The organism is Pseudomonas sp. Van50, from assembly GCF_055390755.1.
The window spans coordinates 5,891,597-5,904,121 of the sequence record NZ_AP024343.1; the positions used below are offsets into that span (position 1 = coordinate 5,891,597).

The window sequence follows — 12,525 nt, forward strand, 5'->3', positions numbered from 1 at the left end:
TGATTGTCGCCCATAAAAAAACGACCGGCAGAGGGGCTGCCGGTCGATCACGATTATCAAGTCAGGCACAACCTTGTGGGGAAAGGATTCACCGTGGGAGCAAGGCTTGCCCGCGATGAACGATAACGCGGTTCAGCTTTCAGACTGCGGTGCGGCCATCGCGGGCAAGCCTTGCTCCCACAGATAAATCCCCTCGCCACCGTTCTCTTTCCAACAGTCGGCCCCTTACCGAACCCCGGTTGAACGCAGCGCCGCCGGCGTGTAGTCGGCTGCCCGGGCTTCGAAGCCGTATTCGTAGCTGTGTTTCTCTTCGTTCTTCATCCCCAGCGCGATGTAGCGGCCGGCGATGATGTCGTAGAGCGCCTCCAGGGTGTAGCCCGGGTTCTGATGGTCGTAGTAGTACTGGGCATGACCTTCGGCCACCCGCCACAGTTGACCGCGACCGTCGTAGTGGTCCACCAGCGCCGCCTGCCAGCTGTCTTCGTCGAAGTACATGTGGCGTTTGGCGTAGATATGCCGCTCGCTGGGCTTGACCGTCCCGACCACTTCCCAGACCCGGTGCAGTTCATAGCGGGTCAGGTCCTGGTTGATATGACCGGCCTTGATCACGTCATCGTACTTGAGGCTGGGCGAATCAAGCTTGTAGCTGTTGTACGGGATGTACATTTCCTTCTTGCCGATCAGCTTCCAGTCGTAGCGGTCCGGCGCGCCGGAAAACAGGTCGAAGTTGTCGGAGGTGCGCAACCCGTCGGCGGCGGTGCCCGGGCCGTCGTAGGCCACTTGCGGGGCACGACGCACACGGCGTTGGCCGGCGTTGTAGATCCAGGCCAGGCGAGGTTCCTTCACTTGGTCGAGGGTTTCATGCACCAGCAGCACGTTACCGGCCAGGCGTGCCGGGGCGGTGACCTCCTGCTTGAAATAGGTCAGTACGTTACTGGCCTTTTCCGGGTCGGCATCCTTGATCAGGAACGGCACGGCGATTTCTTCTTCGAAGCGGATCGGCGTGAAGCCGCCATTGGTCTGTGGCGTAGCCTGGGTAATGATGCGTCGCAGGTTGCCGCCGTGATAACGGGTGATGTGGTTCCATATGACTTCCACGCCGTTCTTGGGAATCGGGAAGGCGTAGTAACGGTTGCCGGTGAAGTTGGACAAGCCGTTACCGTCGTTGATGGACGTCACGTTGAGGGCGCTGCGCTTGGCCGACTCGTAGATTTCCGGCGGCAACGCGACACTTCGATGGGTCGGGTAGACCGGGATCTTGTAGGTCTCCGGGTAGCGTTTGAACATCGCCACCTGCCCTTCGGAGAGCTTGTCCTTGTACTTGTCCACGGTCGCGGCGGTGATGGTGAACAACGGTTTTTCATTGGCGAACGGGTCGGCCAAAAAGCCCTTGCTGTCCACCGCCCCGGCGTTTTTCGCGATGCCACCGGTCCAGGCCGGGATCGAGCCATCGGCATTGCCGGCTTTTTCCGCGCCCAACGGCGTGAGGCTGGTGCCCAGTTTGTTCGCTTCCTCCGGCGAAACCGCCGCCATCACGTTCGCGGCCAGCAGGCTCAAGGCCAGGGCACCGCATTGCAGGATCATCTTGCGCATTGGGTTTTCCTTGTCAGCCAGATCAGAAGTTCACGCCGAAGCTCAGCGCGAGGAAATCGCGGTCTTCGAGAACGTTGTAATCGCCGCCAAAAAAGTCGGTGTAGCTCAAGCTGGCGGTGTAGGTGTTGCGGTAATCGGCATCGACACCAACGCTGATGGCCTTGGCGCCTTCATTGAACAAACCGTTGGGGCCATAGCCGGCCACGTCGTGGGACCAGGACACGTTGGGCTTGAAGTTCACTCCGCCGATCACGTTGGAGTAATCGAGAATCGCCCGGGCGCGGTAGCCCCAGGACGTCGAGGTGACGAAACCATCGGTGTCGCCCTGAAAGCCGTATTGGCCATAGACCGAGTCACGGCCATAACGCAGCTTGTCCTTGGACTCCAGGCCACCGACATGCACCACCGCCGCTTCGCCAACCAGCGTCAGGCGATCAGCCCCCAGCACCTGATCGAAGAAGTGCGTCAGGGTGCTCTGGACCTGGGTCACTTCCTTGCGCCGGTAACCGGTGTTGTCGGCACCCGGTGCGGTTGCGATAGGCGATGCCGCGCCACCGGCAATCGGGTTGACCAGGGCCAGGGTCAGGTCGTTGGTATTGACCTGCACCGGCGCGTTGGGACGGTAGCTGATTTCCCCGGTCCAGGCGGTGCCGGTGGGCAACGTCGTGGAGAAACTGGCGCCGTACAGACGGATGTCTTCCGGGTATTCAAGGTAGTACCCACCACGGCCCAGCATCACGCTTTGCGCCAGGCCCGCACCGCTGCCCGGGGCCAGGCCGTTGGCGATCGCGACCATTCCCGGCAACGCCGCCAGCGTCGACAGCCCCGCCGTGGTGGTCCCGACGGTAGGCGTACGGCTGTGGTAATTCATGAAGTACAGGCCGTACTCGGTGTCATCGCCGAGCCAGCGCAACGCCGTGCCCCATTGGCCGGAATCGCGGGCGTCGCGGTCGCCGCCACGGGGAATGATCACCCCCTCCCTGGACACCTGGATCTCCTGGCCGAATGCCTGGGTCAAGGGCACGAACGGCGCAATCGCCGGACTGCCCACGGTGTAGCCACTGGTGCAACCATCGGCCACCACGTCGTTGCCGAAGAACGTGCCGCAGTTATCCACCACGGTCTGATCCCACTCCAACTGGTAGAAACCTTCGATGGTGAGCTTGTCGGTCAGGCCCTGGGAGGCGAACAGCATGTTCACCGGGATCAGGCCTTCCTTGATCTCCGCACCGGGGCGACGGAACGCGGACACGTCCACCGGGTTGATGCTGTTGATGGAGTTGCCGATGAAGGTGCTTTCCCCCCAGCTGACCACCTGCTTGCCGGCGCGCACGGTGCCTGGCAAATCGGCGATGGAATAGTTGTGATAGACGAAGGCATCGAGAATCTGTGCCCCCGAGGACTTGGCGCCTTCCTTGCGATTGCTGTCGCTGATGTCCTTGAACTCGCGGCCCTCATCCTTGAGCTCGAAGTCATACCAGTACTTGCCACGCACGAACACACCGGTATCGCCGTACTTGAGCTCGAGGTCGTGCAGGCCCTTGAAGATTTTGGAAAAGGTCTCGCCTTTCTTGAAATTCAGCCGTCCGTCATCACCGGTGGAGGATTGGCCTCGCCCGCCGTTGACCGTGCCGACCAGGTCTTTGTCGGCATCGCGCATGCCCCAGCTCGCGCCCACGGACAGCGACGAATCGAACTGACCCTCGATCTCGCCAATGTTGAATGAAACGGCCTGCGCCTGGGCAGAGCAACCCAAGGCCACCGCGACGGCCAGCGCCTGCGGCTTGAAGATGGCGCGCATTGTTATTGTTGTCATGCGTCTTCCCCGGTGAGTGACAGAGGCTTCACTCTACTGCCGCACGCCATGGGCGATAAGCGCACCAAGGAGGTATTCGCGCTGTACCTCAAAAGGATTACAGCCCCTGCGGGACGGGCGTTTGCGCGCCCCATGGACGGACTGGATGATGGGCCATCAGCGCCACGCATATTCCTGCCCCGCCTGCGACTGTTACGCGCCCTGCAACGGTGCATGTCCGGATCCGGGCTGTTTCCCGCCGGGCTCGTTCCCTATGCTGGCCGGGCTTGCAGGGCAACGGGCCTGCAAGCGCAAGTCGCCATGGCTTTCCCTCCAGCCTGGCGCACCGTCATTCGGATGGATTGGTGTATCGGTCCATCATCCCGTGTTTATCGACGTTGGTTTGTAGCTCCTTTGCAACGTCACGCTTAGGCCGCTGCTTTTTGCAGCGGCCTTTTTTATGTGCGGTGATTTCCGAGTTAAAACTTCTTGTTTCCTACGTTGCTGTAGGAAATCCCCGGCGCGCGCTTTGCCTGGATGTTGAGCCGTGTGGGATAGGGCCCTATCGAGACCACCGCGAACCTGGCGGCCCGGGTGAACAAAGAATTGTCCATCAGCACGCTTGCCGCGCCTGGCGGCAAGCGGCACGGGCGGTGAGGTTTAGATAGCGTGGCGTTGCAGATTCGCCATCATTTCTTTCAAGGCTTCCAGGTTGTCGTTCGGGTGTACCGCATCCTCGAAGTCGCAGATCTGCTGCCAATGGGCGGCGACGTCTTCGGGCGAAAAGCCTTTGCGCGGGTCGAAGCCCGCACCCAGGCTGCGCTCCCAGCGCACCTTGCCCATCCAGCCGCCGCCCACTTCGAACAAGCCGGAGGTTTCCTGGCAGGTCTCACTGGCCAGGTACACCACCAGCGGGCTGACGAGTTCGGGCTTGAGTTGTTCGAACACCTGCGGCGGGATCAGGCCTTCGGTCATGCGGGTGCCGCCAGTGGGGGCGATGGCATTGACCAGGATGTTGTTCTTGCGGCCTTCGATGGCCAGGGTCCGCGTCAGGCCATAAAGGCCGAGCTTGGCCATGCCGTAGTTGGATTGGCCGAAGTTGCCGTAGATGCCCGAGGTGGACGCGGTGAAGATCACCCGCCCGTAGTTTTGCTCACGCAGGTGCGGCCATGCGGCCCGGGTCACCTTGTAGGCACCCTCGACGTGGACGCGGTAGACCAGGTCCCAATCGGCGTCGTCCATTTTGTGGAACGTCTTGTCCCGCAGGATCCCGGCATTGTTGACCACCACGTCGACGCGACCGAACGCATCGAGCGCGTTTTGTACCAGCTTGTCGCCATCGGTGACCGAGTCGTGGTTGGCCTCGGCGATGCCGCCCGCCTCGCGGATTTCGGCGACCACCCGATCCGCTGCCGAGGCATTGGCCCCTTCCCCCTGCGCCGAGCCGCCAAGATCGTTGACCAGCACTCTCGCGCCTTGTCTGGCGAACAGCAACGCATGGGCGCGTCCCAGGCCTCCGCCGGCTCCCGTGACGATCACGACTTTATCTTCGAAGCGCACAGACTCACTCATGGCAGAACTCCAGCAGGCGGACAGGACAATGACCACGAGTGTCCGGCACCTCTCGGCCGGTCACAATCAACACGACTGCCAGTGAATGGTGGCCGATAAGGCGGGGGGATGATGCAGGCCCAAACGACGGCAGCGCATTCGATTTTCCTGCTGGCCGGGGGACCGCTATCGCGAGCAAGCTCGCTCCCACAAGGGGTTTTGTTGTTCACAAATTCCGTATTTACAATCGACCCACTGTGGGAGCGAGCTTGCTCGCGATAGCGGTCTTTCAGTCAGAAGAGATGCGTCAGGAACAGGCCATTTGTCTGTGCGGCGCGGCGATGGTTTCGCGAAACGCCAGGTAATGCTTGAGCACCTGCACCGGTGCCTCGGTGTGCGGGTAATGCCCGATGTCGGGCAGCAACACCGTGTCCGGGTTTGGGATCAGGGCCTCGTAGCGCGCCACCATGTGTTCACCGGAAATCGGATCGACCGCACCGTCGATCACCCGCAACGGCACTTCGCCGCGCTGCATCGCCAGCACCCAGCGATCACGCTGCACACGGCGTTCGGGAATATAGCCGATGAGTTTGTGCATGATCCGCGGACCGTGATGAGCCTCCACCAGGCTCCAGAAGTCATCCAGCTCGCTTTCGGTAGGGCCGGTCCCGGGGCCGAAAATCTGCCGAAAGTTGCTGGCCAGGCTTTCCCGGGAGAACATCCGCCCCAGCAGCCAGCCCAGGGGGCTCAACAAGAGTTTCTGAGCCCATACCGGCCGGTGTGTTTCGGGGAACAGTCCGCCATTGAGAAAGACACAACTCTCAAGGTGGATGCGTGCTTCGTAATGCCGGGCGAGCAGTTCCTGGGCCACGCTGTCACCGTAATCGTGGGCCAGCACATGCACCGCGCCCTTCACATTCAAGTGCGCCAGCAAGGCTTGCTGCAGATCGGCTTGCTCCAGCAGGCTGTAAGCGTGATCCATCGGTTTGGCGGAATCGCCGAAACCGAGCATGTCGCACGCGATCACCCGGTAGCGTTGCGCCAAGGGTTGCCACAGGTAATGCCAATCCCAACTGGCGGTGGGAAAACCATGGATCAACAGCAGCGGCTCACCCTGGCCCGCCACCCAGTAACGGATGGCGTGGCCACGGAACAGGAAAGTCTGGCCGCGCTGGCGCCAAATACGCAGGGGAATCTGGGCCAGGGGCATCAGCTTCTATACCCGGTGTCTTGTTGATCAAGCTTGCGCAGCAACGCCGGCCAGGCCAAGGCGCCGCCCATGCCTTGGGCGCTTTTGGTCACCCCGGCGATCATCGCCCGGGCGCCAGCCAGAATCTGCGGTTCGATGGCAATCAATTCGGCCCCGCCGTTCTGGGCCAGGACCTGGATGTCACAGGCCCGTTGAAAGGTGAACATCATCAGGAAGGTGTCGGCGATGGTGCCGCCGCATGTCAGCAAGCCATGGTTGTGCAGCATCAGGAAATTGCTGTCGCCCAGATCGGCCTGCAGGCGCGCCTTTTCTTCGTGATTCAAGGCCACCCCTTCGTAAGCGTGATAGGCCAGGCTCGACAGCACGAACAACGCTTGCTGGCTGATCGGCAACACGCCTTGCTTCTGCGCCGACACCGCGACACCGGCGGCGGTGTGGGTGTGCAGCACACAAGCCACGTCATGGCGCACCTCATGCACCGCGCTGTGGATGGTGTAGCCAGCCGGGTTGATCTCGTAGGGGCTGTCCATCAACTTGTTGCCGGCCTGGTCAACCTTGACCAGGCTCGAGGCGGTGATTTCATGGAACATCAGCCCGAACGGGTTGATCAAAAAATCCTCGGTGCCGGGGACCTTCGCAGAGATATGGGTGAAGATCAGGTCATCCCAGCCATGTAGCGCGACAAGTCGATAACAGGCGGCAAGGTCCACCCGGGTTTGCCATTCGGCCGCACTGACCTGTTCCTTGATACTGAGTGTCGTTTGGACGGGCGCTACGCTCACGGCTATGGCCTCTGGTTTCTTGTTATAGGAGTTTTGTCATCAAAACGTCGTACTCAAGAAAGTCAGTCTAGTCAGGTCTTTCAGAGGCGGTAGTTGCATTGGCAGCCAGCTTACTGGCCAAACGAGTCAGCGCATCCGCTTCAAGACCGCAACGTGTCGATCAACTCAGCCAGCCACGGCTCGGCGTCAGTTTCCGGCGTGACGCTTTCGCTGGCATCCAGACGCAGCATCGGCAGCAGCTCGCGAACGCCCAGTTCGGCGAACAGTTCGCACATCTGCTCGCCGCCGGCGCAGAAGGTATCCCCGTAACTGGCATCGCCCAGGCCAATCACCGCGCCGGGCAAGCCGCGAAAGAACCCTGGCAATTGGTCGCGGATGGTCGAATACAACGGCATCAGACTGTCTGGCAGCTCGCCCATGCCGGTCGTAGACGTCACCGCCAGCAAAGCTTCTGGCGCGAATGCCTGGACATCCGCCAGGGTCGCACGAGGGTCGTGCCAGGCATCGAAGCCCGCGTCGCGCAGCAGTTTGGCGGCGTGCCGGGCGACTTCTTCGGCGGTGCCATACACTGAGCCGGAAAGAATGGCGACTTTCATCAATCTGATCCTGATCCTGAAAAAAGAGCCGGGATAGTAACAGTTGCACCCACAAGGCTGCGAATGGCTCTCAACGGCAGTAATGGCCAGTGGACAGCCCTTCGATTTCTTCTAAAATGCTGATTCAACAGGGATGTTCAAAAGGGATCTTTCAAATGATCAACGCTCAACTGATGCAATTGGTCATCAATGCTTCCAACGACGGGATTGTCATCGCTGAAAAAGAAGGCGAAGACAATATCCTGATCTATGTGAACCCGGCCTTCGAACGCCTGACCGGCTATCACCGCGACGAAATCCTTTACCAGGATTGCCGGTTCCTGCAGTCGGGTGATCGGGACCAATCGGCCTTGGAGCCGATTCGCCAGGCCTTGCGAGAGGGCGGTGCCTGTCGAGAGGTGCTGCGCAACTACCGCAAGGACGGCACGCCGTTCTGGAATGAGCTGTCATTGTCCACGGTAAAAAACCAGGCTGACGGGTACACCTATTTCGTCGGTGTGCAAAAAGACGTCACGACCCAGGTCAAGGCTCAACAACGCGTCGCCCAGCTGGAAAAGGAGCTGGCCGAAGCCCGGGAAACGATTGCCCGGCTTGAGGCGACGAACGGTGCAAACAAAACCCCGAATTAACGGTCAGTCACTACAATCACCAGTGAAAATGTAAATTATCCTTTCGAGCCGACCATGCAGCGCGATGCCCTTCTGACGCAGGATGAACTGGATTTCATCCGGACCATGCAACACAACCCGCAGTTGAACGAGCGGGATGTCACGTCGAGCTTGCTGGTCAACGGTGGGTCGCAGATCCGTGATCTGTTGACGCGCCTGGCGGCGAATGAGCAGGTCACCCTGCAAGCCAATTTCGAAAATCAGCAAATGACGTTTCCGTTGCACCTGGTAGAAGACGAATTCCATGCGATGCACCTGCGCCTGGGGGTGCCCAGCATCTACGAAGACGGACCGAAGATACGCCCGTGGCGCCTGACGCTCGACGAGCCGGTGGCGCTGGAAAATATCAAGGGCCAGCCGGGACCGCTCTGGGTCCACGAAGTGTCCTGCAAGGGTGTATTGCTGGAGAACCGCAGCCGGACCAAGCCACCGAAGCAGTTTGCCTTGTGGTTCAGCCCCTCAGGCTACGAAAGAATTTCGTTGCGTGGTGCCTTCGAACGGGAAACCGATCGAGGTTTGCTGGCCTACCACCTGAACCAGAATGACCAGGACGAGACTGAGCGCCTACGCCAGTACATCCTGCAGCAACATCGCCTGACCCATCCCTCCATGCATCTCTAGGTGTCGAGGGTGCCTGCCAGAAATTGACGCAGGCGCTGGCGCATCACTATGCCTTCGTTACCCAGGCAACCGATCGACGAGCCAGCCAGGCTTTCCTGCGCCAGGTCAGATGCTTCACCGGCCAGCATCAACGGACAATCCAGGCTCATCGCCAATTTGCCCAGGCGCTTGGACAAGTCCGGGACCGGCGCATGATTGGAAACCAGCACCAAGGCCAGCGGCTGGATCTTCTGGCACACCAAGGTCAGTTCGTTGAATGGCAGGCCGATCGACAGCGCCCTGACGCCCACGTCCGCGCTGGACAGGAACAGCGCCGTGACCAGCAACTCCAGCTCACGGCACTGGCCGGCCAGGGCACAGACCAGGACCCGCGGCGAATGACCTTCGCGCTTGAACAACAGCCGTTGGATGATGCGCGAACGCAGGAACCCGTCGAAAAACACCCATTCACTGATTTGCCCGAACTCTGGCTGGCGATACAGCATTTGTCGCCAAAGCGGCATCAGGATGTCCTGGAATACGACCGGCACGGTGTAGGTGGAAAAGACCTGGCCGTAGACGCGATCCAGTTCCACATCGTCAAAGTTGCCAACCGCGTCCGCCACCTGTTGTTGCCAGCGGGCGTGATCAGCCTTGACCAGGTCGGATGAAAGCAGCGTGGACACCGGTTGCACCGCCTCGGTCTTGGCCAGGATCTTGCCCACTTTGCTGACTGCCACGCCGCGCTCGATCCATGCCAGGATGCTGCGAACCTTTTCGATATCGCTCAACGAGTACAGGCGATGCCCACTTTCGGTGCGAGTAGGCTGGATCAAACCGTAGCGCCGCTCCCATGCGCGTAGGGTCACGGGGTTCACGCCGGTCATGCGGGCGACTTCGCGAATGGGAAACAGATCTTCCCTTTTCAAGGCTGATGCCTGGAAAATAAAGCTATCCTCTGTGATTACGCTCATTTTGGCAGACAATTCCGGCTGGCAATTGGATCCTATCTTCCTCCTCCAAGACATGTCATGACAAGGGCAAACGTATTCAGGTGTGCGATTTTGTTGTTTTACGCACAATCGGGAATAATCCTTGCCTGTTTTTTGACGACCAGACGCTACCCACCACCCCGGGGCGTCCCCCGCAAACCTCCTACCCGGAGCACTGCGCCTGTCTTACGGAGATACATAATGTCGACCTCACCCGTCACTTTGATGGTGGCCCGCCGCGTCGCCAATGGACGTTATCAGGATCTGATTGCCTGGTTGCGCGAAGGCGAACAATTGGCCACCGACTTCCCTGGTTACCTGGGGTCCGGCGTGCTTGCGCCTCCGCCCCAGGACGATGAATTCCAGATCATTTTCCGTTTTGCCGACGAGCAGACACTGCACGCCTGGGAACACTCCGCCTCGCGCACGGCCTGGCTGGGACGGGGCAGCGATCTGTTTGCCCATCCCTCCGAACATCGGGTGCGTGGCATCGATGGCTGGTTCGGCACGGTCGGCCAGCGTCCGCCACGTTGGAAACAGGCCGTGGCCATCTGGCTGGCGTTCTTTCCCGTGTCGCTGTTGTTCAATTTCCTGTTGGGACCGCTGCTGGGCGAACTGGGCCTGTTGAGCCGCGTGCTCATCAGCACCGTCATCCTGACACCGCTGATGGTCTACCTGTTTATCCCGATGTCGACCCATCTGCTGGCGAACTGGCTCAACGGCGCGCCGCAGCGGGCATTGCCGGCTACGCAGAATCATTGAGGCCACCTGCCTCGATAGTCCTCCTGTGGGAGCGAGCCTGCTCGCGATAGCGGTGTGACAGTCAATGAGGATATTGAAGGTCAGGCCGTCATCGCGAGCAAGCTCGCGCCCACAATGGGCAACTGGTCACGACCGGATTGACCTTTGTGCATAGGACGCGCCCCGCGTCGCTGTTATAGTTTTGCTCTTGCCGTGAACCGAGCCGTCCCATGTCCAGCGCCACCGCTCCGATCCTGATCACTGGTGCAGCCCAGCGCGTCGGCCTGCATTGCGCCCGGCGCTTGCTGGAGGACGGGCATCCGGTGATCGCGACCTATCGCACCGAGCGCCCCGGCGTGCAAACGTTGCGGGACCTGGGGGCAGTGGTGCTGTTCGCCGACTTCTCCAGCGAAACGGGGATCCTGGCCTTTATCGAGCAACTCAAGCAACACACCGACCGGCTGCGGGCCATCGTGCACAACGCCTCGGCCTGGCTGGCCGAAGGCCCGGGCAGCGAAGCGGCGGCCTTCAACGCCATGTTCGGCGTGCACATGCTTGCGCCTTACCTGATCAACCTGCATTGCGCCGAGTTGCTGCTGCGTTCAACGCCGGCGGATATCGTGCACATCAGCGATGACGTGACCCGCAAGGGCAGCGCCCGACATATCGCCTATTGCGCCACCAAGGCCGGCCTGGAAAGCCTGACCCTGTCGTTCGCGGCCAAGTTCGCCCCGGCGATCAAGGTCAACGGCATCGCCCCGGCCCTGCTACTGTTCAACCCCGAAGACGACGCGGCTTACCGCGCCAAGGCACTGGCCAAATCCGCACTGGGTATCGAACCCGGCAGCGAAGTGATCTACCAGAGCCTGCGTTATCTGCTGGACAACCCTTATGTCACCGGCACGACCCTGACCGTCAACGGCGGGCGGCACGTCAAATAGCCTTGTTTCGAGGATGCACCATGACGCTATCCCTGCCCCAGAACTACCGCGAGATCCTCATCGGCCTGGGGGAAAACCCCGAGCGCGAAGGTTTGCTCGACACCCCGGTGCGTGCCGCCAAGGCCATGCAGTACCTTTGCCACGGCTATGAACAAAGCGTCGAGCAGATCGTCAACGGCGCGCTGTTCGCCTCTGACAACGATGAAATGGTGATCGTCGCCGACATCGAACTTTATTCCCTGTGCGAACATCACCTGTTGCCCTTCATCGGCAAGGCCCATGTGGCTTATATTCCTACCGGCAAGGTCCTGGGGCTGTCGAAGGTCGCCCGGCTGGTCGACATGTTCGCCCGCCGCCTGCAGATCCAGGAGAACCTGACCCGGCAAATCGCCGACGCGGTGCAGCAGGTCACCCAGGCCGCTGGCGTGGCGGTGGTGATCGAGGCCCAGCACATGTGCATGATGATGCGCGGTGTCGAAAAACAGAACTCGACCATGAACACCTCGGTGATGCTCGGCGCCTTTCGCGATTCCAGCACCACGCGCCAGGAGTTCCTGCAATTGATTCGACGGAGCAAGTAAATGCCACAACTTCAGCCAGCCATGGCACGCATCAAGGTCAAGGACCTGCGCCTGCGCACCTTCATCGGCATCAACGAGGATGAAATCCTCAACAAGCAGGATGTGTTGATCAACCTGACCATCCTCTATGCCGCCCAGGAGGCGGTGCGCGACAACGACATCGACCACGCGCTGAACTACCGCACCATCACCAAGGCGATCATCGCCCACGTGGAAGGCAACCGCTTCGCCCTGCTCGAACGCCTGACCCAGGAATTGCTCGACCTGGTCATGGCCAACGAGTCGGTGCTGTACGCCGAAGTCGAAGTCGACAAGCCCCACGCCTTGCGATTCGCCGAATCAGTGTCGATTACGCTCGCAGCAAGCCGGGCTGCTTCATAGCCGCTACAGGCTTCAGGCTGTAAGCTTCGAGCCTGACCACCGTAATCCAAACTTGCAGCTTGAAGCGCGCCGCTTGAAGCTGTTTCGCAGAGAT

General features: G+C 60.6%; 13 protein-coding genes. 6 read left to right on the forward strand and 7 right to left on the reverse strand.

Going from position 1 to position 12,525, the window contains the following annotated elements:
• Positions 1–225: 225 nt before the first annotated feature.
• The 6 genes from ACZ5M5_RS25365 to ACZ5M5_RS25390 form a co-directional block, all read right to left on the reverse strand.
• Complete coding sequence (locus tag ACZ5M5_RS25365; protein ID WP_464738139.1) at positions 226–1,593, reverse strand: DUF1329 domain-containing protein; 1,368 nt, start codon at positions 1,591–1,593, stop codon at positions 226–228.
• A 22-nt stretch (positions 1,594–1,615) separates the two neighbouring features.
• Complete coding sequence (locus tag ACZ5M5_RS25370) at positions 1,616–3,409, reverse strand: DUF1302 domain-containing protein (RefSeq protein ID WP_103309538.1); 1,794 nt, start codon at positions 3,407–3,409, stop codon at positions 1,616–1,618.
• A gap of 639 nt (positions 3,410–4,048) precedes the next feature.
• Positions 4,049–4,960 carry an SDR family oxidoreductase gene (locus tag ACZ5M5_RS25375; protein WP_103309536.1) on the reverse strand — a complete coding sequence of 304 codons (912 nt, stop codon included), beginning with the start codon at positions 4,958–4,960 and terminating at the stop codon, positions 4,049–4,051.
• A gap of 286 nt (positions 4,961–5,246) precedes the next feature.
• Positions 5,247–6,149, reverse strand: coding sequence for an alpha/beta fold hydrolase (locus ACZ5M5_RS25380; RefSeq protein WP_464738140.1), 903 nt, complete (start codon positions 6,147–6,149; stop codon positions 5,247–5,249).
• Positions 6,149–6,931, reverse strand: coding sequence for a class II aldolase/adducin family protein (locus tag ACZ5M5_RS25385; protein ID WP_103309532.1), 783 nt, complete (start codon positions 6,929–6,931; stop codon positions 6,149–6,151). The genes ACZ5M5_RS25380 and ACZ5M5_RS25385 overlap by 1 nt, the downstream gene beginning before the upstream one ends.
• 140 nt (positions 6,932–7,071) lie before the next feature.
• Entirely contained in the window at positions 7,072–7,527 is a 456-nt protein-coding gene (locus ACZ5M5_RS25390; protein ID WP_060740696.1) for a flavodoxin, read from the reverse strand.
• A 155-nt stretch (positions 7,528–7,682) separates the two neighbouring features.
• Here ACZ5M5_RS25390 and ACZ5M5_RS25395 point away from each other — a divergent pair, with 155 nt between their 5' ends.
• Both ACZ5M5_RS25395 and ACZ5M5_RS25400 read left to right on the forward strand, forming a co-directional pair.
• Positions 7,683–8,156, forward strand: a complete 474-nt coding sequence (locus ACZ5M5_RS25395; protein ID WP_060740695.1) for a PAS domain-containing protein — start codon at positions 7,683–7,685, stop codon at positions 8,154–8,156.
• A gap of 54 nt (positions 8,157–8,210) precedes the next feature.
• Positions 8,211–8,816, forward strand: a complete 606-nt coding sequence (locus tag ACZ5M5_RS25400) for a hypothetical protein (protein ID WP_060740694.1) — start codon at positions 8,211–8,213, stop codon at positions 8,814–8,816.
• Here ACZ5M5_RS25400 and ACZ5M5_RS25405 read toward each other — a convergent pair.
• Positions 8,813–9,769: a MerR family transcriptional regulator gene (locus tag ACZ5M5_RS25405; RefSeq protein ID WP_464738141.1), complete on the reverse strand. Its 957-nt coding sequence runs from the start codon at positions 9,767–9,769 to the stop codon at positions 8,813–8,815. The genes ACZ5M5_RS25400 and ACZ5M5_RS25405 overlap by 4 nt on opposite strands.
• A gap of 219 nt (positions 9,770–9,988) precedes the next feature.
• Here ACZ5M5_RS25405 and ACZ5M5_RS25410 point away from each other — a divergent pair, with 219 nt between their 5' ends.
• The 4 genes from ACZ5M5_RS25410 (at position 9,989) to folX (ending at position 12,431) form a co-directional block, all read left to right on the forward strand.
• On the forward strand, positions 9,989–10,549 hold the full coding sequence (locus ACZ5M5_RS25410) for an antibiotic biosynthesis monooxygenase (RefSeq protein ID WP_060740692.1): 561 nt from the start codon (positions 9,989–9,991) through the stop codon (positions 10,547–10,549).
• A gap of 209 nt (positions 10,550–10,758) precedes the next feature.
• Positions 10,759–11,469, forward strand: coding sequence for a dihydromonapterin reductase (folM, locus tag ACZ5M5_RS25415; protein ID WP_060740691.1), 711 nt, complete (start codon positions 10,759–10,761; stop codon positions 11,467–11,469).
• A 20-nt stretch (positions 11,470–11,489) separates the two neighbouring features.
• Positions 11,490–12,050 carry a GTP cyclohydrolase I FolE gene (gene folE, locus ACZ5M5_RS25420; protein ID WP_060740690.1) on the forward strand — a complete coding sequence of 187 codons (561 nt, stop codon included), beginning with the start codon at positions 11,490–11,492 and terminating at the stop codon, positions 12,048–12,050.
• On the forward strand, positions 12,051–12,431 hold the full coding sequence (gene folX, locus ACZ5M5_RS25425; RefSeq protein WP_014340149.1) for a dihydroneopterin triphosphate 2'-epimerase: 381 nt from the start codon (positions 12,051–12,053) through the stop codon (positions 12,429–12,431).
• Positions 12,432–12,525 lie beyond the last annotated feature (94 nt).

What these genes read in the sequence shown, in the direction of transcription:
- ACZ5M5_RS25365 (WP_464738139.1), bottom strand. Translation starts at nt 1,593, where the DNA reads ATGCGCAAGATGATCCTGCAATGCGGTGCCCTGGCCTTGAGCCTGCTG.
- ACZ5M5_RS25370 (WP_103309538.1), bottom strand. Translation starts at nt 3,409, where the DNA reads ATGACAACAATAACAATGCGCGCCATCTTCAAGCCGCAGGCGCTGGCC.
- ACZ5M5_RS25375 (WP_103309536.1), bottom strand. Translation starts at nt 4,960, where the DNA reads ATGAGTGAGTCTGTGCGCTTCGAAGATAAAGTCGTGATCGTCACGGGA.
- ACZ5M5_RS25380 (WP_464738140.1), bottom strand. Translation starts at nt 6,149, where the DNA reads ATGCCCCTGGCCCAGATTCCCCTGCGTATTTGGCGCCAGCGCGGCCAG.
- ACZ5M5_RS25390 (WP_060740696.1), bottom strand. Translation starts at nt 7,527, where the DNA reads ATGAAAGTCGCCATTCTTTCCGGCTCAGTGTATGGCACCGCCGAAGAA.
- ACZ5M5_RS25395 (WP_060740695.1), top strand. Translation starts at nt 7,683, where the DNA reads ATGATCAACGCTCAACTGATGCAATTGGTCATCAATGCTTCCAACGAC.
- ACZ5M5_RS25400 (WP_060740694.1), top strand. Translation starts at nt 8,211, where the DNA reads ATGCAGCGCGATGCCCTTCTGACGCAGGATGAACTGGATTTCATCCGG.
- ACZ5M5_RS25405 (WP_464738141.1), bottom strand. Translation starts at nt 9,769, where the DNA reads ATGAGCGTAATCACAGAGGATAGCTTTATTTTCCAGGCATCAGCCTTG.
- ACZ5M5_RS25410 (WP_060740692.1), top strand. Translation starts at nt 9,989, where the DNA reads ATGTCGACCTCACCCGTCACTTTGATGGTGGCCCGCCGCGTCGCCAAT.
- folM (WP_060740691.1), top strand. Translation starts at nt 10,759, where the DNA reads ATGTCCAGCGCCACCGCTCCGATCCTGATCACTGGTGCAGCCCAGCGC.
- folE (WP_060740690.1), top strand. Translation starts at nt 11,490, where the DNA reads ATGACGCTATCCCTGCCCCAGAACTACCGCGAGATCCTCATCGGCCTG.
- folX (WP_014340149.1), top strand. Translation starts at nt 12,051, where the DNA reads ATGCCACAACTTCAGCCAGCCATGGCACGCATCAAGGTCAAGGACCTG.